Here is a 21,056-nt window from a genome sequence, read left to right as displayed (position 1 = left end):
CCTACAGCTGGCGGCCCGGACGCTGCACGCCGAAGAAGGTGACGGTGAGGGTCGCCGAGGTGCTCTGCGCGGCGGACGGCGCGGACTCCGACAGGCGCACGGTCAGGCGGAGGTGGTCGGTCGCTCCGACGGCCAGAGCTGGGGAGCCGGGCAGGTCGAGGCGGGAGGCGGCGGGGCGGTCGGCCGACACGGTGGTGACGGTGCCGGGGCAGGTCGCGGCATCGGCCGACCAGGACTGCGAGCAGCGCTCGATCGCGAGCTGCAGGCCGTCCGAGAGGTCGGTGCCGGTGGCCGTCTGCAGCTGGAGGGCCGACATCGGCAGGGTCCCGGCGTTCGTCAGGTCGAGGAGGCGCCGGGCCGTGCCGCCGGGGACGAGTCCCGCGACGGGGACCGGCACGGTCGTCGCTCCGGTGCCGGTGAACGTCGCGATGACGGTGCCGGAGGCGATCCGTGCGCTCACGGAGCCCCGGTCCAGGAGCACGGCGGTGGCGGTGGCGGCGGCGCCGAGGACGAGCGCGCCGGCGACGAGTCCCGCCAGGCCGGCGCGGGAGACCACGCGGCGGCGGACCTCGGGGGAGTGGCGCGGGGCTCCGCGGTCGCGGGAGGACGGCCGGGCGCTGTGCCGTCCGTGCTCAGCGGGCGGACGCAGGGGCTCCGGGGGCGGCGTGCCGTCCGACGAGCGGTGCGCGCCGCTCACGGGGCAACCTCCGCGGGGTGGCGCCAGATGGCGATCAGGAGCGCGCCCACGATGACCGCGCCGCCCGCGGCGAAGAGCGCGAACCGCGCCTCCGGGTGGGCGAGGCCGATGCTCGGCCAGCCCAGCAGCGGCACCACCGAGCTCTCGCGCCAGATCCGCTCGTCCGCGATCGTCACGATCCACGGGTCGGCCGACTCGTTGTTGTCGCCCTTGGTGGTGAGCGCCAGCTGGCCGGGCTCGCGGCCGCGGAGTGCTGCCGCCTCCTCCTCGGAGTAGACGAGGGTGACGCGGTGGATGACGCGGCGGCCCGGATCGTCCGGGTCGGTGAAGACGATCACGTCACCGGCGCGGATCGCGGCCTGGTCGACGGGCAGGGTGACGGCGAGGGAGCCGACGGGCATCCCGGGCGCCATCGAGTTCGACAGCACCGGCACGAGCCGCACGAGACCGAGCGCGGAGAGGACGAAGACGGCGATGCCGGCGACGGCCACGATCGTGACCAGGCCGCCGAGGAGAGCGCGGAGGGCCTTCACGCCTGCTCCCTCCGGTGACGACGGCGCGCCGCCGCGGCGAGCAGGGCGCCCGAGCCGAGGGCGAGCATCCCGCCCAGGAGCGCAGCGCCCAGGTCGCGGCCGGTGACGGCCAGCCCGCCGCCCGCCGCTCCGGGGAAGGAGCCGGGGCCGGGCGTCGCGGAGGGATCCTCCTCCGTCGTGCCCACGAGCACCCGCAGCGACGCCGCCGCGAGCTCGGTCCCGTTGCCGGCCGACTCCGGGAACAGGACGCGGACGCGCACGCCCACGGTGGCCCCGCGCTCGAGCGGACGGACACCGTCGAGCCGGCCGAGCGTCGCCGCGGGCCCGGATCCGAGCGGCACAGCGTCGTCGGGGCAGAGGTAGCGCTCGACCGTGCGCCCCCCGTCGACGACCTCGGCGACGGTGAATGCCGAGCCGCAGAGCTCGACGGACAGCTGGAGGCCGTCGCGCGGGTCCTGCGCCAGCGTCCCTCCGTCGACCGCGAAGGCCACGGAGACCCCCTGCGGCGACAGGCCGGTGCTGGTCACCTCGACCGCCCACTCGGCGCGGTCGCCCGGAGCGAGGTCGGTGAGGGATCCGGGCGCCGAGAGCTCGCGCACGTCGAGCACGCCGACGGGCTCGGCGCTCGCCGCGGGCGCGAGGAGCACCGCCGCGAGGACGGCGACGAGCGCACGGGCGTGGGGCATGGGGACGACTCCGGGAGGAAAGGGGGATGCCTCCGCCCCGCGCCGGTGGCGGCCGGGCAGGACGGAGGCGGTGGGGGACGGTCTACTTCTGGATGCCGGCGCGCTGGATCGCGGCGGCGGTGAAGGTGACCGTGGCGGAGGCGTTCTCGTACGCGTTGTCGGCCGCGGTCGGCAGGACGAGCTCGATCAGCGTGTTCAGCGTCACATCACCGGCGTCCGAGGGGAAGGTCCCGGTCGTGGTGGGGGTGATGCCGAAGTTCGCCGGGGTGAAGTCGACCGCGCCGGCCTGGCCGCCGATGGACGACAGCTTGCCGGATCCGGTGACCGTGGTGGTCCCGCTGCAGGAGTACGGGCCCGCCGGAGTCGTGGTGGGGGCGGTCGTCCAGGCGGTGGAGCAGGTCAGCAGGCGGTAGTCGAGGCCGTTCGGGCCGGAGACGAGAGACTGGCCGACACGGTTCTGGTCGGTGGTGTCGGATCCCACGACGTCGTTGGTGACGGCCTGCGAGAAGCGCACCGACGAGACGAGGTCGCCGTCGTTGGTGGCGTTCGGCAGGACGATCGTCACCGGGCGCTGGATGGTGTCTCCGGGCGCGATGTCCGTCACGATGAAGGTGCCGTCGAGGTTGATGTCGAGCTGTCCGGCGTCCGCGGTGACGCTGGCGCTCCCGGAGTCGGTGAACACGGCGAAGGCGCCGGCGCCGGCGAGGGCTCCCGCGGCGAGGAGGACGCCGCCGGTGAGGGCGATCTTCTTCCAGGGGCTGCGACGGGTGGGTGCTGTGGTGGTCATGGCGACCGTTCCTTTCTGGTGGGTGGTGCCCGGTGCGGGCGTGGTCTCCCTCACGAGGACACGTGCAGGACGAGAGGGGTGTCGGCGGGGAGGCATCAGCAGCCTCCGGCGGTGGTGACGGCCGGCTGGGCGACGGCGGTCGAGGCGGCGGACGCGACTCCGAGCCAGCGCTGCAGGTCCGGGCGGACCCGCCACTGGTAGCTGCGGCCCTCACCGACCCGGTCGTCGGTGAAGCTCGTCGCGGAGGCGGCGGGTGCCGCGATCACGGTCCAGGGGCCGGGCGTCGTCCCCGCGAGGCGGCGCTCGAGGGTCCAGCCGGTCGCTCCAGCGGCGGCCGACCAGCTCACGAGGGTGCTCGGCCGACCGGCCGTGCAGCTCGCGACAGGCGTGGCGACCACGGAGGAGCTGGTCCAGGCGCCGAGCCCGACCGCTCCGCTCGTGCTGCCGGTGCCGGAGAAGCCGCGCCGGACGAGGGGAGCGGGATCGACCCACACCGTGATCGTGCCGCCCGCCGTGAGCGCGCCGTCCGTGACCGTGTACGCGATCGTCGCGCTCCCGGTCCAGCCGTCGGTCGCGGGCGTGTAGGTGCACGTGGATCCGGAGCAGGAGAAGGTGCCGCGCAGCCCGGCCGGGACGCTCGTGCCGGCCAGGGCGAGGGTCGTGCCCGGGTCCTCGTCGGTGTCGTTCGCGAGCGGAGCGACGGTGACGGCGGGGCCGCCGGTGGTCGCGACCACGCGGTCGGGTCGGGCGACCGGCGCGCGGTTCAGCGCGGTGACGGTGACCGTGACCCGCACGTTCCAGGTGCCGTACTGGCCCGAGAGGGAGTAGTCGAAGACGTCGGTGCCGACGAAGGCGGCGATCGGGCGGTAGGTGCACTGGCCGCGGGTCGCTCCGCTCGCGACGCAGGAGACGGACCCCTGCAGGGGAGTGGCGGGGGCTGGGGTCGCCGCGCCTCCGATCGCCTTCGGGGTCGCCGAGAGCTGCGCGCGCGAGAAGGTCGCTCCGGTCGCGGCGGGCCCGTCGTTCGCGAGCACGTCGATCACGACCGATCCGCCCTGCACGACCGTCGCGGCGTCGGCCGCCGGATCGGGGATCACTGAGATGCTCACCGAGGCCGTGCGGGTGAATGCCCCGCCGGTCGGGCCGGTCGCCGTCGCCGTGGCGGTGTTGGCGATCGTGCCGGCGGTGACGTCGGCGGCTGTGGTCGTGTAGGCGGCGGTCGCGGTGACGACCTGGCCGGGCAGCAGTCGTCCGGAAGTGCCCGGCCAGGAGTAGGTGAGAGCGGAGAGCCCGCTCTTGGGGTCGCTGATCGCGACCGCGGTGAGGGTGGTGGTGCCGGTGTTGGTCGCGCGGAAGGTGTAGGTCACCACGGTGCCGGCGGCGCTGATGAAGGCGGGGTTCGCGGTCTTGGCGAGCGCGAGGTCGTTCGTGCGGGTGATCGTCACCGTCCGCGAGGCGGTGGCCGTGACGGCGGCGCCCGTCGGAGGGGTGCCGGTCGCGGTCGCGGTGTTGAGGACCTGGCCCGCGTCGACGTCGGCCTGCGTGAGCGTGTACGACGCGGTCGCGGTGACCGACTGGCCGATCTCGAGGCGCCCGGCGGTCCCCGGCCAGGAGTAGGCGAGCGCGGAGAGCCCGCTCTTGGGGTCGGTGACCGCGACGGCGCTCAGCCCGGTGTTGCCGGTGTTGGTGGCGGAGAAGCTGTAGGAGACGGTCGAGCCCACGGCGGCCCCGGTCGGGATCGTGCCGTTCTTCGTCAGCGAGATCGAGGGCGCGTAGCGGATCGGCGTGGTGGCCGTGGAGGTCGCGGTGACCGTCACGGGCGAGGCGGCCAGGGTGCGGCCGGAGACGGTCGCCGTGTTGACGAGCGACGTGTTCTTGTCGATGTCGGTCTGAAGGACCGTGTACGGCGCCGACGTGAAGGTGGCGCTCGCTCCGGGGGCGAGCTGCGTCGAGGCGGGCGTGATGCCGGTGACCTTCGGGTCGGCGACGGCGACCGTCTGCAGTGTGACGTTGCCGGAGTTGAGGGCGAGGAAGGAGTAGCGGATCTGCTCTCCGGCGTCGGCCTGGGCGTTGCCGTTCGTGTCGGTGAGCAGGGCGGTCTTGGTGAGGGTCAGAGCGGGAGCCGGGGTGGCGATGGGGGCGGTGGCGGTGGCGGTCCTGCTCGTGACGGGGGTCGTCGTCACGACGTTCGAGATCGTCTCCGTCTTCGTCGCTGCAGCGGTCGCCGTGTTGACGAACGAGCCGGCCACCGCTTCGGCGGCCGTGACCGTATGGGATCCCGTGCAGATGGTGGAGGCGAGCGGGAGCAGGGTCGTCGTCGGACAGGAGATGCTCGCGGCCTTCGGGTCCGTGACGACGATGCCGGTGAGCGTGCCCCGGATGGACCCGTTCGTGACGACGAACTGGTAAGGGATGACGGATCCCTCGGCGTAGGCGACGGGCTGCGTGGTGGTGCGGTCGATCTGCTTGACCAGAGTGATGTCGTCGAGAGTGTTGATGGACGAGACGGAGACGTTGCGGACGAGGTGGGTGTCGTTCGATCCACCGGTGGACGCCGTGAAGCCGAGCTTGTAGGTCGAGGGCGCTGCGGTCGGCATCGTGAACTGCATCAGCTGATCGAGCTGCCCGGCGGGCAGACCCGCTGTCCCTCCCCAGTAGACCGTGACGACGGGAGTGGCGGCAGCCGAGACCATGATCCGTATCGTGCGCCCGTAGGACGCGGGCGGAGCGCCCGTCGATGTCGTGGCCGTCGTGCGGACCGACGTCAGCAGGGGAGGCGAGGCCGACTGGAGGAAGCAGTATCCGCTCTTGGCCTGCCCGGGTCCGCGCGCCACGATCTTGTTCGCCGTGAGGAGCGCCGACCCGGAGTTCGAGGGGCAGTCGGAGCCGAGGCCGAGGGTAGGCGCGGCGGGGGGCCTGGCCGAGAAGTTCCCGAAGGCGTCGATTCCGATCCCGAGGTAGCCGCCGTTCACCCCGTCGACGGTCGCCGACTGGCCGTAGCCGAGCGATCCGCCCGGAGCTCCCGCCGCGGTGAGGGACCTCGAGCCGTCGGTGAGGAAGAAGCCGATGCCGTCGGCCCCGGTCAGCGAGCTTCCGTACTGGTACTGGTCGAACTGGACGTCGATGCCGCCCGCGGCAGGAATCGGCCGGTTGAAGACCGCGCCGCCCTTGGCGTTGTTCCGGGCGTCGGTGAGCTGCAGGAAGCCCGGACTCGTCGCGGCGGCGGGGGCCTGAGTCCGGTTGGCGCAGACGCCGAGATTCGAGGAGCCGGTCGGCGGAGCAGTGGTCGCCGCCGTGATGCAGGCGCCGTCGAGCGCCTGCCACGCCGAGTCCGCGACGCTGGTGCCGCCGAAGCCCTCCTGGAGCAGGACCGTGGCCGCCGCAGCTCTCGTCGCCGGCAGAACCACGAGGACGGCGGCGAGCAGGAGCAGGACGAGGCCGAGGGCGATCGAGCGGTCGTGGCTCGGCCGGGCATGCGCGTTCGACACGGATCGACCTCCCCCCGGGGCGCCTCGCCGGGCCTTCCGGATGGAGCGGGATCACGATAGGTCGCGGCTCGGAGGCGCCCTGTCCCCCTGAGACGGGACGTGGGCGGCGGACGACGGGCCCCCGATCCGGTGGGCACGCAGAAGGGGGAGAGCGAGCGCTGAACCAGCGCTCAGGTGGTGTCCAGAAAACGCGACCTCTCCGGGGGTCCCCCGCGAGAGTGTTGACGTGCGCACGGCCCTCGCGCCGGGCTCAGGGCGGCCTGGTTCCGTGCCGGCCCCGCGGGACCCCGGAGTTCCGGCACCGACACGATGCGGTTCCGCTCCCGTGGCGGGCATCTCCAGAGCAGTGGCGCGAGATAGCGCCTTCACCAGGACCTTCTCGCATCCCTCCGCCGCTCCACGCCAGGTGGGAGCGCCGCCGCGGGTGTCCCTGAAGCGGGTCTGGTGGTCGCGCGGCGGACGCGGGAGGATGCATTCGCGCCTGCCCGCCCGCACGGTCCCCCGAAGGACCGCCCCGCGCCCCCTCCACGGTGGTCCGATCCGGACCGCAGCACCCCCCTCACACCTTCCGGTCAGGCTCCGCCGACCGAGCAGCCCTCTCCACGTCGGGATCCCATGTCCTCTCCTGCGCGCCACAGCCGCCGTCTCGTCCTCACCGGAGCCGCCCTCGGCGTCGGATCCGCCTTCGCCTACGCGATGACCGCGTCCGCGGCGCCCGACTACAGCGTGATCCCGCCGCTGCCCAACGAGCTCGGGCGCAGCGACACGGCGATCTCGCGCGTGGGGAAGAAGCCGTACCAGATCATCGACGTGATGATCGGCACCGACCGCGCGCGGCTCTTCGTCCCGCACACCGCGGTCCCCTCGCAGCGGATCGGCCGGGTCGTCTACTGGTACTACCACGCCAACGGGAGCACCTACGCGGCCCTGTCCGGCGCCTACCAGTACAGCGCTGACCAGGCCGTCGACAAGGGCGTCATCTCGATCTGCCCCAACTACGGCGGCAGCATCTACACGAACAAGCGGGCCGTCGCCATGCAGGTGGACGCGGTCGCCTGGTTCCAGAAGACGTGGCGGATCGGCGCGAGCTTCCTCCGCTCGAACTCCGGCGGCGGAGCGCTGCTCTGCTGGGCGTACGGCAACAAGCTGGTCCCCGAGATCCGCGGCGCGTACCACGCGGCCGGCGTCTACGACATGGCCGACATGGCCCGCCGCGATCCGGGGCGCGTCCTGCCGGACTACGACAACGACCCCTCGACGATCCCGGCGACCGACCCCGCGCTGCTGCCGCAGGCCTCGTGGGCGGGGGCGCGGATCCGCACGACCGGCTCGACGGAGGACGTCCTCGTCCCGATCGCCGTGCACGGAGGGGCCTGGGTCGCGCTCGCGAAGCCCGTCGCGAAGGAGGCTGTGGTCCTCTACACGCCGACCGACGGCGCTCCGAACGGCCACAACGTGCCGAGCCTGACGAACAAGGACATGCTCGACACGTTCGACCGCTGGCTCGCGGAGCAGCCGGTCGTTCCGCTGCCCGACGAGCCCGCCTCGTCGATCCCCGGCGAGGGCACGTACCAGAACTACTCGCCGCTCATCACGACGGCGGGCACCTGGAGCACGATCTCCTCCTCCGCCGACAGCGGCGGGAGCATCAGCTACTCCAGCTCGGCCGGAGCGTCCGCGAGCTTCCGCTTCTCGGGCACGGGCGTCAGCTGGGTGAGCCGGATGACGGCGACCTCCGGCATCAACGAGGTGCTGCTCGACGGCGTCCTCGTCGCCACCGTCGACCGCTACAGCCCCACGACCCGCTCGGGTCAGACGGTGTGGACGAGCGGACCGATCGCCGCCGGCACCCACACGGTCACGATCCGCCGCGGGACGACGCGCAACCCGGCGTCCACCGGGTCCACCCTGATCCTCGACGCCTTCGTCGTGACCGCGGGGACCGTCTCCACGTCGACCCCCACCCCCACCGCGACGGCGTCTCCGACCAGCACGCCGACGCCGACGCCGACGGACACGCCGACCCCCACCGACACGCCGACTCCGACCGAGACCCCGACGGCCACGTCCACGCCCACCCCGACCTCGACGCTGCCGGCGGCGGGGACGTACCAGAACGGAGCCGCCGTCATCGCGACGGTCGGCACCTGGGCGACGCTCTCGAGCACCGCCGACAGCGGCGGCAGCATCTCGTACTCCAGCACCTCCACGGCCTCGGCGACCCTCCGCTTCCGGGGCACGAAGGTCAGCTGGGTGAGCCGGATCACCCCGACCTCCGGCATCAACGAGGTCCTGATCGACGGCGTGCTCGTCGCCTCCGTCGACCGCTACAGCGCCACGAACCGCTCGGCCCGCACCGTGTTCACCAGCAGCACCCTCAGCGCCGGCGAGCACACCATCACCATCCGCCGCGGCAGCAAGCGCAACGCCGCCTCCACGGGCAACTCGCTGATCCTGGACGCCTTCGTCGTCGTGTGAGCCGCTCGGGCGCCCGAGCCGCCCGCGTGATTCCGGACAGAGGACGCGGGCGGGCTCGGGTGGCCGGGTGTGCGGGGGCTCGTGGAGGGGGCCTTTGTCGCTGAGTCGCTCGCTCGGCGCCCACTGCGTCGAGTCGCCCGTGTCGAGTCGCCCGAGAATGCAGTTGTTTCAACGTTCTCGGGACCAATTCGGGCACCTCAGCGGGCTTCGCGCGAGGCGGCCCGTGCGAGCATGCGGGGACGAGAACGCTGATCCTCGGAGGAACGGGCTGGCTCGGCGGGCACCTCGCGGCGGAGGCGCTGCGGCGCGGCCACGACGTGACCTGCCTCGCGCGGGGGACGGCCGTGCCCGCGGGGGTGTCCCTCGTCCGGGCCGACCGCGACCGCGAGGACGCCCTCGACGCCGTGGCTGCGGCATCGTGGGACGCGGTGATCGACGTCTCCTCGACCCCGCAGCACGTCCGCCGATCCGTCCGCGACCTGCGCTGCAGCGCCTACGTCCTCGTCTCGACCACGAGCGTCTACGCCGAGAACGCGGTCGTCGGCGCGGACGAGGACGCCGAGCTGCTGACTCCCTCCGACGATCCCGCCTCGTACGGCGCCGCGAAGGCCGCCTGCGAGCAGGCCGTGCTGGCCGGATCCGCGCCGTCCCTGATCGCGCGCGCCGGCCTGATCGGCGGCCCCGGCGACCCGACGAGCCGCTCCTCCTACTGGCCCTGGCGCTTCAGCGCGCGGTCCGGGCCCGTGCTGGTGCCGGATGCGCCCGAGCTGCCGACGTCCGTGGTCGACGTGCGGGACCTCGCCGCATGGCTGGTGGCGTCCGCCGAGGCGCGGGTGGCGGGCGTGATGAACGTCTGCGGGACCCCCGTGCCGTTCGGCGAGCACCTCGCCGCGGCGCGGAGCGGATCGTCGGCCGAGCCGGTCGCCGTGCCGCAGGAGTGGCTGCTCGAGCGTGGCGTCGGCCAGTGGGCGGGCGCCGGCTCGCTCCCGCTGTGGATCGCGGACCCGGACTGGCGCGGCATGAACGCACGCTCGACGGCACGGGCGGAGGCCGCGGGCTTCGAGCGCCGCGAGCTCGCCGAGACGCTGCGGGACGCGGCGGCCGCGCACGTGCCGGGACGCGGCGCCGGACTGGGGGAGGAGCGGGAGCGGGAGCTGCTGGGGGAGTGGGGTGCGGGGCGGGATTGAGGCGGCGGGCCGTCTCGGCTGAGTCGTCCGATGGAGCAGGCGGCCCTACGACGAGGCGCGGAGTTCAGAGGCCGGAAGAAGTATTGATCCCTGCCCGCCTGGCAGCCGCTCGACCGATGTCGTCCAGCTGAGCGAGCATCTCGGCGGGCGGCCTCGTGACGTCGATCCGCACCGTCCGAACCACGACACCGGAGCCTTTCACCGTCGCTGTCCGATCACTCGGGTCTCCGGCGCTCGAGACGTAGACGAGCGTCCCTTCAGCCAGCCCGAGCACTGTGCAGTAGGCCAGCATCTGGTAGAGGTCCTCGACCCTCGGTGGCCCGAGTTTGTACTTGGCATCGATGACGACCACTGGTCGGCCGCCGGCGACGTGGACGAAGTCGGGTCGGATCGGCTGGCGTCGTTCGAGATCGAGATGAGCGGGGAACTGACCGATACTGACGCCACGCGAGACCCCTGAGAGAGCGCTGCTCAGAGTCGTGGTCACGAATGCCTCGAACGCCTCCGCCATATTGACGACGAAGGAGGCGACGGTGTGGCCGCCGTTCGTCGTGGTGGGCGTGATGCGTGCGAGCACGAGTTCGGCGAAGCGCAGGGCGGGCTGATAGCGCTGGTTCAGCCGCGACGGCTGCCACGACGGTGTCATCGTCCCTGGCCGCAGGAGGGCTGCCTCCGACAGTCTCGAGTCGAGGTGCGCCAGGCGCCGCCGGACGTCCGGCGACACGCGGGGCACGGCGAGCAGCAGCCGGCCGGCCGCACGCAGGATCCGGTTCTCGACGATGTCGGCCGAGTAGTCGTCGACCGTCAGCTCGATCGGGAGGAGTCGTCCGCCGCGGCGCGACATCTGGTCGGAGAACCGGACCCGCCCGCGCACCGTCATGGCGCTCTCGTCGTACCGTCGGTACCCCTGCAGGAGGCCGTGCCCGAGTGCACGTTCCGCGATGCGCGCGTACGTCTCGGCGACCGCGGGGAAGATCTCCCTGCCGTCGCCGGAGACCTCTTCCGGTCGGAAGCCCGGGTCCGCCGCGTACCCCAGCATGAAGAGCACCGAGGAGAAGGCGGCCTTCGGACGGACGACGACCTCGTCGCCATCGATCCGAATCGCCCCGATCCTGTTGAGCTGAGGCTTCACCTCGGCGCCTGACGCTGTCATGCGGGATTCGAGCAGCCCTGCGCTGCATACGCGACCGATGACCTCAGGGTCGAACGAGACCGCCGTCCAGCCGCCGTTCTCGTCGAACTCGACGCGGGTCATCCGGCCGGAGCGTCGTCGACCGCTTCGTCCGGATCCGCGACAGCACCGGGCTCGAGAGCGCTGAGACCGAACGTCGCCCGGACCTCCGCGCGAGACAAGCGTCCGTAGTAGTGCTCGTCGAGCAGCGGAAGGATGTCGTACTCCCAGATCCTCGCCAATCCGGAGTCCGTGCGGGCAGAAGCGCCCATGAGGTAGGACGGGCCGATCTGGAAATCGCGGTCGAGGTCGCCGATCCGCTCGTTGAGCTGCCTCAGCAGAGCACTTCGGCTGATCTCATGGTGCTGCGCCTTCGACCATCGCTCGATCAGGCCGAGTACCGGCTCCTCTGCGGGGTGCAGCTCGACGAACGAGAACCGCCTCCTGATCGCCGCGTCCACCAGGGAGATCGAGCGGTCTGCCGTGTTCATCGTTCCGATGACGAAGAGATTCTCGGGCAGACGGAAGTCCTCCTCCGGCGAGTACTGCAATGAGACCCCGGCGTCGCGGTATTCGAGGAGCAGGTAGAGCTCGCCGAACACCTTCGCGATGTTCGCCCGGTTGATCTCGTCGATGATCAGCACATGCGGCACTGTCGGGTTCGCCGCCGCCGCAGCAGCGAGAAGACGTACCGGCCCCGGTGCGAGTCGGAAACTCGCGGACCCCTTCTCATCGACCGTCGGCCGGAACCCCTCGAAGAAGTCCTCATAGGAGTAGGAGGGGTGGAACTGGACGATGCGGACCGCGCCCTTCGGCGCGATGAAGTCGGCGAGAGCACGGGCGAGATAGGTCTTGCCCGTTCCGGGAGGCCCGAAGAAGATCGCTTGGCGACGCTCCTCGAGGAGACCCAGCACCTCGTTCAGCCACAGTGAGTCGTAATGCAGGCGACCCGCGAGTTCGGGCGTGCTGCGGGGGAGGCGGAGGGGGCCGGACAGCGGAGGTGCGGGCGTCGGTGCGATCGGCGGCGATATCAGGAAGCCGACGTCGGTGATCGGAGCGCTGCCGGACAGGACGTCGAGGACGGCGTTCGGTATCTCCGACCTCGAGACCGGCGTTCGCCAGTCGACGCCGCGTCGTCCTCGGGAATCGAGTTCTCCGATGACGCCCCAGTGCACGTCGTCGGAGCCGTCGACGAAGACCTGGTCGCCGGCCGCCATCGTCACGAGGAACTGCGCAGCCGAATCCACCTCGGTGAGGAGATCGGTGATGGGCGGTCGCGGACCGGCCCCGGACGTCGGCCAGTCTCTCCATGAACGGAGCGCTTCGTCGCGGATGCCGCTTCGACCGCCATCCGGCGGGAGCGTGACGTGGAGGCCTGGGAGGGCGAGTGGCGCGCCGGGAGCGGCCGAGGGTACGGCCCAGCCGCGATGCTCGGTCTGCGGTGCCGCAAGCCACCATTCCGCGTCCCACGGTGGCGAGTACCAGGCGATGTCGAGCTCGCCGCTCGGGTCGAGGCTGTCCCGCAGAGCGAGCAGATCGCGGTCGACGTCGTCCGTCACCGTCGGGAGCGCTCCCGCGAAGGCGTCGCGGATCGCGTGCTTCTGCGCGACGGAGACGATTGCTTCGAAGCAGCTCGGCCAGGCCAGAGCGAGCAGAGAGCTCCGGATCGGTGGAGCATCACCCTGTACGTCGAGCGTGCGGTCGCGGAAGAGCCAGGGATCGCCGAGCGCGGCTTCGCGATGATCGGACGCGAGGGCGTCCCACTGCCGGACGAAATCGCACAACCAGAGGAGATGCTGTGCGATCTGCTGGTTGAACCCCTGACCGCCGTTGAAGACGCCGCGAGTGTCGAGGGCGTCGACGATCACATCAGGGACCCGGGGGCGATCGGGCAGCACGTCGAGGATCTCCTGCAGAAGAGCGAGCTTCGTCTGCGCCCGGATGTTGATGAGGGGGAGGCGCTGCAGGAAGCAGAGCTCAGCGGCGAGCAGGACGACCGCCCTCGGCTGATCCGTCATCTGCTCGGCGATCCGCTCACGGAAAGTGCCGGTCGACCCGGGTGTCTCGATCGCTCGCCGGAGTGCCGCCGCAGTATCAGCGGTCCAGGTCACCGTCCGGCCGTCGAACGCGGAGGCCTGGCGTCGGAGACCACCGTCGAGGACGACCCGGGCGGCCTGCGCGATCGCCGTCCGCTCCGCCCGGCCCGTCCGTCCGGACGTCTCCGGTTGCTCCGCTGGAACGCCGGGGTCGGTCGTTCCTCTTATGGCCGCGCAGTCCGAGCACCATCCCGGTCGCGTCAGCGTCCTGAGATCGACATCCGGCGCAGCACCCCAGGCCTTCAGCACTTCGTCCTGAGCCCAGATGCGGATCGGAGTCGTCACGCCGTGAGCACATCCTGGGAGATGCAGCTTGCCCGAGGACGCTTCCTCGTAACCGTGCTCGGATGCGGCGAGCCCCCACTCGACGCCGTCGAAGGACCGCGTGGAACCGGAGATGCGCCCTCGAGCTCCCGGAGCAGTGCTGAGCACCAGGAATCCGAGCCCTGTGAGGACCCGCTGTGCCTGGCCGGAGGTGAACTCGCTCCTCTGCAGACCGGTGACCTCGGAGATCACCTGTTTCACGGGGAAGCGGCTGCCGCTCACCTCGACGGAGTACGTGCTCACCTCGGCCGGCGCGGTACGGGCGAGGGTGCTCTCGACTTGTTCCCGTGTGAGTTCGTAGGTGGCGCCGTTGATCGTGAACTGCACTTCGTCCCCTTCGTCGTTCCGGTGAGTCTGTCGGACGGTACCGACTTTCACCGCATCGGCTCCCTTTTCGCGCCGGGAGAAGAGGGGGTGTCACTGACCGTCTTCGAGTCCGTCTGCTCCGGTCTTGGTATGGGGGAGAGTCCGACGCGATGAGCGCGGAGAATCCGACGGGACGGCGACCGATCGAGAAGGAAGCGACAGCCCTTCCGCAGCGAACCGGACCTCGACCGGTATGGCACGATCAACCCATGCCCGGCTCACTGCACGCCTATGTCGTCGAAGGAACCCGTCTCCGAGTGGATGTGGTCTCGGATCAGGGGGCGACTCTCTCCCTTGCGGGGGAGTTTACCGATCTCGAGCCGGTGACGGAGAGCGGTGGCGTTCTCGAGAGCAATCCTGCACTGCGCAGCAACATGTGGGCGTACGCCAAGACCTGGTACCGCGCCCGGATGACGTCCAATGCCGAGGCTCTCGCGCATTCGGATCCGGCCGAGCAGAAGGCAGCTCTCCAGCAGGTGGAGCAGGAGCGGCGGACCGCACAGAAGGTGGCCGAGACGTACGCGAAGACGGCGCAGTGGATCGCGGACGTCGCAGACGACGTCTCGCTGCTGGACGTCCAGCACGGATGGTGCTCGTCGTGCTTCTTCAACACCGAGCACCGGAAGTCGAACCGTCCCGCGGGGCAGCTTCCCGTCTACGTCTGCCAGGGCTGCGGATCCGCGACGCTCCCGTGCGTGGCTGTGGGCTGCGGCAACATGGCGGTGCGCGAGCGCGGCGCTCTGCGCGTCCCCCAGTTCTGCGCCGAGCACAAGCACGAGATCCCGGGCTTCGAGAAGGCCCAGGGGAGCTTCGGCGAGCTGCACGACTACGAGGCCTTCCTCGAGTACGAGAAGCCCGACCTCGACGCGACCTCGAAGATCATCGTGGGCGGCATCGCTGTCCTCGCGATGGCGGCGCCGGTCGCTCTCCTCGCCGCTCCCGCCATCGGCGGCGCGATCGGCTCGCTCGGCGTCTTCGGCGGATTCACCGGCGCAGCGGCGAGCTCACACGGACTCGCGCTGCTCGGCGGCGGCACCCTCGCAGCGGGCGGGCTCGGCATGGCCGGCGGCACGGCGGTCGTGACGGCCGTCGGAGCGGCGGTGGGAGGTGTCCTCGGGGCATCGGTCGCGAACGCCTACCTGAGCGAGGACAAGTCGTTCCAGATCGAGCTGCTCCGTCCGGGAACGGGCGGCGTCCCCGTGGTCGTCGCTAACGGGTTCCTCACCGACGGTGAGGGAGAGCGGTGGGGCAAGTGGAAGTCGATCGTCGACTCCCGCTACCCGGACTCGCCCGTCTACCGCGTCCGATGGGGGTCGAAGGAGTTGCGGGATCTGGGGGAGCTCGCCGTCGGCGCAGCAGGCAAGGGCGTCGCCATGGGGCTGCTCAGAGGAGCGGCGGCGCTCGGGCACAAGGCGGGGGCGAAGCTTCTCGGAGGCGTCGCCGGGCCGGCGATGATCGCCTCGGACCTCGCGAGGAACCCCTGGCACGTCGCGAAGAATCGCGCCGACAAGACGGGCGTGATCATCGGTGATCTGCTTGCACGCACGAACGCGGAGTCGTACGTGCTCATCGGTCACAGTCTGGGAGCGAGGGCGATGGTCGTCGCCGCGCAGTCCATGGGCACGAAGCCCGGAGGGCCGCGGATCCAGGCCGCACATCTCCTCGGCACCGCGATCGGAGCGAAGAGCAACTGGGACTCGTTGACTGCCTCGGTCGACGAGGCGGTCTACGGCTACTACTCCCGCAACGACGCGATCCTCAAGTTCGTCTACCGGACGGCTCAGGCCGGTGAGACGGCAGCTGGTCTGGTGGGCTTCATCCCCGCGTCCAGCAAGATGCAGAACATCGACGTCTCGGATCGTGTCCAGACGCACTTCGAGTATCAGGACAACGTCGAGCTCCACGACGCCGTCTGAGCGGTGCCGGGCGGGAGGTCGGTGACCTCTCGCCCGCGATCAGTCGATCCGCTGGTCCTTCGTCCATTCGCGCAGGACTCGCCGACGACCGCCGGCTCGGCCGTTCGGCCCTCGAGCGACGAGCGCTGTCCGAGCTAGCGCCCTTCCCCACCCAACCGCACACTCATCCCCGCGACCTCCTGCCACGCCCCGGTCGCCCGTTCCTCCGCCGTCGCCTCCCGGAGCAGCCCGGTCAACCGCTCCCGCAGCCGCAGCTCTGCGGCCGTCATCGCGCTCTCGTGCCCTCGCGCGAGGAGGTATGAGTGGGCGTCCGTCGCGAAGGCGGCCAGGGCGTCGAGGAAGATCTCGAGGACACGGGCGGCCTCGCCGACGCGGGACGGATCGCGGGGCACCGGCAGCATCGGCACGAGCCGCAGCCTCCCCTGCCAGAGGCGCTCGTCGAGCGGATCCGCGAAGAGGGTGAGCGCGGTCGCGAGCGTTCCCGAGGCGGAGGAGGGGAACGCGCGGCGGACGTCGTGGACGATCTCGTGGAAGTGGTCGTCGGTGAGGCCGAAGCCGACGAAGAGCAGGTGCCGGGTCGCGAGGGTGGCCTTCACGATCGAGGAGAGGGCGCGGCGGGAGGAATCGAAGCCGAGGTAGTCGTCGCGGGTGAGGACGATCGAGGACGGGTCGTCGACGGTGCCGTGGAGCTTGAGCAGCCAGCGCTCGTGGTCGCCCTCGTGGTCGCCGGGGATGACGGCGCGGGGGACGCCCGCGTCCTCGGACGCCGTCTCGAAGAGGCGGTCGTAGTTGAGCGTGATGGCCTGCTCGGAGTCGATCGCGGTGAGGAGCGCCGGAGCGAGACCGTACCGCTCGAGGGAGCCGATCTCACGGGCGACGGATTCGGCGAACCGTCCGGGCTGCTCCTCGTCGAAGAGCGTCGCGAGGTAGGACGCCTGGTCGAGCACGTTCTTCCCGCTGAGGACCGCGGACGTCTCGGAGTCGAGTCCGATCTCGCGGCCGAGCTCCTCGAGCAGTCCGTCCCAGGAGGGGCCGCCGGCGCTGACGCTGGTCCCGGCGCCGAGGAAGGGCACGAGCCGGCGGCGACGGGCGCGCTCGGCGAGGCTCTGCGCCTCCTCGAGGGCCGGAGCCTCCAGCTCGGGCCAGGACGTCGCGGGATCGAGTCGTCGCCTGGACTGGGCGAAGGCGTGGACGTCGGCGCGGAGGGTGACGATCGCGATGTCGACCTCGAACGCCTCGGCGGCCTCCCGCAGCACGCGGAGCTGCTGGGCGAGCACGGCGTCGCGGAGGGTCCCTGATCCGCCTCCCGCCGTCGCGAAGAGCGGCACGGCCAGGAGCGGCAGCGGCCGCCTCGTGCGCCGATCCCTCGTCACCGTCCGCGCGGCGACCTCGACGAAGGCCCGGAGGCGGCGGGCGATGTCGGCGAGTCCTTCGCTGTCCTCGGCGTCGTGCACGGCGCGATCGGGGACGGCGGTGAGGACGGGAGTGGGCTCGCCGTCGCGCGGCGCGAGCGGCAGTGCCGCCTGTCGGCCGTCCGAGAACTCCGGAGTCAGCGCGGCGCGTGCGCGATCCTCCAGCTGCGGCACCCCGCGCCAGAAGTCCGTGAACGAGAGGAAGCGGTCCGTCGGCAGGAGCCACGCGTCGCAGGCGAAGTGGAGGAGGCTTCCGCGGGTGACGAAGAGATGAGGTCGAGGCACGGCCTCTTCCTATCAGCATCGCTCAGTCGCCCGGGAGGGCTCGTTCTCCGCGTCGAGAACGAGCCCTCCCGGGCGACTCGGTGAAGAGGGCCGGGAGTCACGCGCGCATCCGATGCCGACGTGACACCGGCGTCAGCGCCCCAGCACTCCCGCGTACACCGCCAGGTACTCGTCGACCATCCGGTCCACGGCGAAGCGGCGGCGCGCGGTCGCCCGCACGGCCGCGCGGTCGAGGAGTCCGACCCGCTCGACCGCGGCGACCGCCTCCGACAGGGAGCCCACCGCGTACCCGGTGACGCCCTCGTCGATGATCTCGGCCATGGATCCGCGGCGGTTCGCGATCACCGGCGTCCCGCACGCCATCGCCTCGACGACGGAGAGGCCGAACGGCTCGTCGAAGCCGATCGGGTGCAGGAGTGCGAGCGCCCCGCCGAGGACGAGGGCGCGCTCCTCCGGCCCGACCGAGCCGCGGTAGACGACGCGCGTCCCGTCGACGAGCGGCTCGACCTCCTCGCGCCAGTAGCGCTCGTCCTGGACGATGCCGCAGATCAGGAGTCGGCGCCCCGCCGCGGCGGCGATCCGGACCGCCTCCGCCGTGCCCTTGTCGGGGTGGATCCGGCCGAGGATCACGAGGTCCTCTCCTCCGGATCCGGCGGGGAAGCCCTCCACGTCGATCCCGTGGTGCACCGTCGCCGCGTAGTCGAGCTCGGGGGAGCGGTCGCTGTCCGAGATCGACACCAGGTGCGCGGTGCGCGTGTGCCGCAGCGCCTCGCGGTAGGCGGGCAGGATCTCGGGCCCCGAGAAGCCGTGCACCGTCGTCACCAGGAATACGGCCGCGGCGGCGTCGACGTCGACGCAGCGGCGGATCAGGAGGCCGGCGCCGCGAGTGGCGTCCTCGCGGCCGTGCCCGGCGGGGAGGACCTACTCGAGGAGGAAGGCGCGCCCGTTGATCAGCAGCGTGTCGCCGTCGGTCGCGGCGAGAACGCCGAACTCGTCGACGGAGCGGGTGGAGTCCCCGGCGGTGTCCGAGGTCGCGGCGACAGCGGGAGTGGCTGCGGCGGCGGTGAGGAGGAGCCCGCAGGCGAGTGCGGTGATCACGGTCGTGCGGTTCATCGGCGTCGTCCTTGGCGTCGTGGTGGGCCGCTTCTCGTGGAGGCGGCGGGAACTGGTTCGAGCCTAGGGCGCCGAGCCCGTCAACGCCCTGGGTCGTTCCTTGGGTTCAGCTATGAAGTACCGTGCAGCCATGCCCTGGGGACGCCTCTACTTCGCCGTGCAGGCCCTCGGCGGCGCGGCCTGGTGGGTCGCCATGGCGCTCGTCTCCGCCGTGCGGATCGCGACGCTCGGCAGCCTCGATCCCGTCCCTGTCGCGGCTCTCGACCTCCCGCTGTTCGTCGGCGCCTCCGCTCTGGCCGCGGCCGGGATCCGCTGGGCGGCCGTCACCGCGACGGCCTGGACGCTCCTCGTCGCGGTCGCCCTGGCCGTCTGGGCCACCCTGACGGGGGAGGCGGGCTGGGGCGTCGTCGCGATGCTCGCCGCGGCGGGCGGCTCCGTCGTCGCGGCGTGCCTGCTCCTGCTCGGCCGGGTGCCCACGCGCTGGATCGCCTCCGGTCCCTTCACCTTCCGCGTCGCGACCGCCGGCCGACGGCCCGGATCGCACCTCGCCGCGACCCTCGGGCAGATCGCGGTGTTCTGGGGAGGCGCGCTGGTCGTCATCCCGCTGGTGATCGCTGGGCTGGAGTCGCGCTGGGGCGTGGGCCTCGGAGCGGCGCCGCCCGCGGTCGTCGGCGTCGGCGTCCTGCTGCTGGTCGCGGCGAGCGCGCTCGGGATCTGGTCGGGGCTCACGATGTCGCTCCTCGGCGACGGCACGCCGCTGCCGATCGCGATGACCAACCGGCTGGTGATCGCCGGCCCCTACCGCTGGGTCCGCAATCCGATGGCGGTCGCCGGCATCGTGCAGGGAGCGGCGGTCGGGCTGCTGCTCTCGTCGTGGCTGGTCGTGCTGTACGCGCTCCTCGGCGCCGTCGTCTGGAACCAGGCCGTGCGCCCGCTGGAGGAGGCGGACCTCGCCGCCCGCTTCGGAGCCGACTTCGAGCGCTACCGCTCGCGCGTCCGCTGCTGGGTGCCCCGCCGCCCGGAGCCGCTGCCGCGCCGGGGGTAGCCGCTGCCGCGGTGCGCTCGCCGAGGCTTTCCGCCCCCGCCGGGACACCGCCGCCAGGCCGGCGTCTCGTCGACGAGGGCTGTGTCTCGAGGCGCGGTCCGCTCCTCCGCCCCCACAACGCGCCTCTCGGGACGGCGACGCGCCTCGCCCGCCGACGCCGTCACTCCGCGGTGCGCCCGCGCCCCACCACCGCGGCGACCAGCCCCGCCGAGACCGCGGCCAGCGCGACCAGCACCCCGCCCACGCCGAGCGTCCCCGCCACGAGCGGAGTCGCGAGCGCCAGCGCGACACCGGGGAGAGCCAGGCGCGCGGGCATCGGCTGGTGCTCGCCGAGCGGCGCGTGCACCGCCCACAGGGTCAGGACGAAGACCGCGACCGGCACCGCGACGGCCGCGCCGATCACCGTGTCGGACGCCTCGAGGTGGCCCGCGGTCGCGGCGACGGCCGCCTCCAGCCCGGATCCCAGCGCCGCGAGGGCCGCGAACGCCGCGAAGTGCGCGTAGCCCCAGCGGTAGGAGAGGCCGCGCCGCCGCTCCAGCAGCTCGCCGGAGGGATGCGAGAACGACAGCCACCACAGCGCGAACACGATCACCAGCCCGCAGGCCGCGACCAGCACGAGCGAGGTGCTGACGCCCGCCTCCGTCACCGCCCGCTGCACGCCCATCACCGCCGCGAGGACGCCCTCGCCGAGCAGGATGATCGTGAACAGCCCGTACCGCTCGGCGACGTGGTGCGGATGCCAGTTCGCGTCGCCCGCCCGCTGCGCCCAGAGGGGCACCGCCAGCTCGCAGGCGACCAGGAGCAGGAAGCTCACCACCCCGACCTCCTCGGGCAGGAGCAGCCGCATCAGCCAGCCGACCTGCACGATCGAGAAGCCGACGGCGTTGCGCACGGCGGAGGTGCGGTGCTCCGGAGTGGACACGGCGACGCGGATCCACTGGCTCACCAGCGCGAACCGCATGATCGCGTAGCCGATGGTGATCGCCCGGTAGTCGCCCTCCTCGAAGCCGGCCGGCACTCCCGCCGCGAGCACCAGGACGCCGCCCATCTGGGCGAGGGTCAGCAGCCGGTAGGGCACATCGTCGGTGTCGTACCCGGAGGCGAACCAGGTGAAGTTCATCCACGCCCACCAGATCGCGAAGAACACCATGCCGAAGGGGAGGAGCCCCTCGGCGAGGTGCCCCTCCTCGGTCGCGTGGGCAAGCTGCTGGGCGATCTGCGCGATCGCGACGACGAAGGTCAGGTCGACGAGCAGCTCGAGCGGACTCGAGACGCGGTGCGCCTCGTCGATCGCGCGCGGCTGCATCCGCACGCGGAGGGGGTGCGCGGGGGAGGCGGGCATGCGCTCATCCTGCACCCGGAGGGCCGCTGCGCGAGTGCCGCGCCCGCCTCCCGCGACCCTCGGCGCCCGCCCTCGCACCGAGTGTCCAGACGTCGTCGCACTCGAGCGCGAGTGCGACGACCATCGGACA

General features: G+C 72.0%; 15 protein-coding genes. 4 read left to right on the top strand and 11 right to left on the bottom strand.

Annotation, left to right across the window (positions count from 1 at the left end):
- Position 1: 1 nt before the first annotated feature.
- From C5C55_RS12105 to C5C55_RS12085, 5 genes are all read right to left on the bottom strand, one after another.
- The gene (locus C5C55_RS12105; protein ID WP_104234083.1) at positions 2 to 697 is read right to left on the bottom strand and encodes a peptidase; all 696 of its coding nucleotides are present in this window, start codon (positions 695 to 697) and stop codon (positions 2 to 4) included.
- Entirely contained in the window at positions 694 to 1,230 is a 537-nt protein-coding gene (locus tag C5C55_RS12100) for a signal peptidase I (RefSeq protein ID WP_104234082.1), read from the bottom strand. The genes C5C55_RS12105 and C5C55_RS12100 overlap by 4 nt, the downstream gene beginning before the upstream one ends.
- A complete protein-coding gene (locus tag C5C55_RS12095; RefSeq protein ID WP_104234081.1) occupies positions 1,227 to 1,916 on the bottom strand; it encodes a hypothetical protein in 690 nt (229 codons plus the stop codon). The genes C5C55_RS12100 and C5C55_RS12095 overlap by 4 nt, the downstream gene beginning before the upstream one ends.
- An 82-nt stretch (positions 1,917 to 1,998) precedes the next feature.
- Complete coding sequence (locus C5C55_RS12090; protein ID WP_104234080.1) at positions 1,999 to 2,703, bottom strand: TasA family protein; 705 nt, start codon at positions 2,701 to 2,703, stop codon at positions 1,999 to 2,001.
- A 95-nt stretch (positions 2,704 to 2,798) separates the two neighbouring features.
- A complete protein-coding gene (locus tag C5C55_RS12085) occupies positions 2,799 to 6,191 on the bottom strand; it encodes an Ig-like domain-containing protein (protein ID WP_104234079.1) in 3,393 nt (1,130 codons plus the stop codon).
- Between the two features lie 615 nt (positions 6,192 to 6,806).
- On the opposite strand from C5C55_RS12085, the gene C5C55_RS12080 reads away from it, so the two are divergent.
- Positions 6,807 to 8,669, top strand: coding sequence for a hypothetical protein (locus C5C55_RS12080; RefSeq protein ID WP_104234078.1), 1,863 nt, complete (start codon positions 6,807 to 6,809; stop codon positions 8,667 to 8,669).
- Between the two features lie 248 nt (positions 8,670 to 8,917).
- Positions 8,918 to 9,856, top strand: a complete 939-nt coding sequence (locus tag C5C55_RS12075) for an NAD-dependent epimerase/dehydratase family protein (RefSeq protein ID WP_104234077.1) — start codon at positions 8,918 to 8,920, stop codon at positions 9,854 to 9,856.
- A 64-nt stretch (positions 9,857 to 9,920) separates the two neighbouring features.
- Here C5C55_RS12075 and C5C55_RS12070 read toward each other — a convergent pair whose 3' ends face one another.
- Complete coding sequence (locus tag C5C55_RS12070; protein WP_104234076.1) at positions 9,921 to 11,111, bottom strand: McrC family protein; 1,191 nt, start codon at positions 11,109 to 11,111, stop codon at positions 9,921 to 9,923.
- Entirely contained in the window at positions 11,108 to 13,045 is a 1,938-nt protein-coding gene (locus tag C5C55_RS12065) for an AAA family ATPase (protein WP_146080947.1), read from the bottom strand. Before C5C55_RS12065 ends, C5C55_RS12070 begins: the two co-directional genes overlap by 4 nt.
- Positions 13,046 to 14,136: 1,091 nt before the next feature.
- Here C5C55_RS12065 and C5C55_RS12060 point away from each other — a divergent pair.
- The gene (locus tag C5C55_RS12060) at positions 14,137 to 15,729 is read left to right on the top strand and encodes a DUF726 domain-containing protein (protein WP_219812384.1); all 1,593 of its coding nucleotides are present in this window, start codon (positions 14,137 to 14,139) and stop codon (positions 15,727 to 15,729) included.
- 134 nt (positions 15,730 to 15,863) lie between these two features.
- Here the strand turns inward: C5C55_RS12060 and C5C55_RS12055 are convergent, their stop codons facing one another.
- The 3 genes from C5C55_RS12055 to C5C55_RS12045 form a co-directional block, all read right to left on the bottom strand.
- Positions 15,864 to 17,426 (bottom strand): SIR2 family protein, encoded by a 1,563-nt coding sequence (locus tag C5C55_RS12055; protein ID WP_104234073.1) that lies wholly within the window; start codon positions 17,424 to 17,426, stop codon positions 15,864 to 15,866.
- Between the two features lie 132 nt (positions 17,427 to 17,558).
- Positions 17,559 to 18,248 (bottom strand): glycosyltransferase, encoded by a 690-nt coding sequence (locus tag C5C55_RS12050; RefSeq protein WP_258066129.1) that lies wholly within the window; start codon positions 18,246 to 18,248, stop codon positions 17,559 to 17,561.
- Positions 18,249 to 18,347: 99 nt separating this feature from the next.
- On the bottom strand, positions 18,348 to 18,539 hold the full coding sequence (locus C5C55_RS12045) for a hypothetical protein (protein WP_104223384.1): 192 nt from the start codon (positions 18,537 to 18,539) through the stop codon (positions 18,348 to 18,350).
- A 130-nt stretch (positions 18,540 to 18,669) separates the two neighbouring features.
- On the opposite strand from C5C55_RS12045, the gene C5C55_RS12040 reads away from it, so the two are divergent.
- A complete protein-coding gene (locus tag C5C55_RS12040; protein WP_104234071.1) occupies positions 18,670 to 19,584 on the top strand; it encodes an isoprenylcysteine carboxylmethyltransferase family protein in 915 nt (304 codons plus the stop codon).
- A 160-nt stretch (positions 19,585 to 19,744) separates the two neighbouring features.
- On the opposite strand, the gene C5C55_RS12035 is transcribed toward C5C55_RS12040, so the two are convergent.
- Positions 19,745 to 20,926 carry a low temperature requirement protein A gene (locus C5C55_RS12035; protein WP_219813011.1) on the bottom strand — a complete coding sequence of 394 codons (1,182 nt, stop codon included), beginning with the start codon at positions 20,924 to 20,926 and terminating at the stop codon, positions 19,745 to 19,747.
- Between the last annotated feature and the right edge of the window lie 130 nt (positions 20,927 to 21,056).

It is taken from the genome of Rathayibacter sp. AY1C2, assembly GCF_002931195.1.
Taxonomy (GTDB): domain Bacteria; phylum Actinomycetota; class Actinomycetes; order Actinomycetales; family Microbacteriaceae; genus Rathayibacter.
This window is presented reverse-complemented; position numbering and strand designations above follow the sequence as displayed.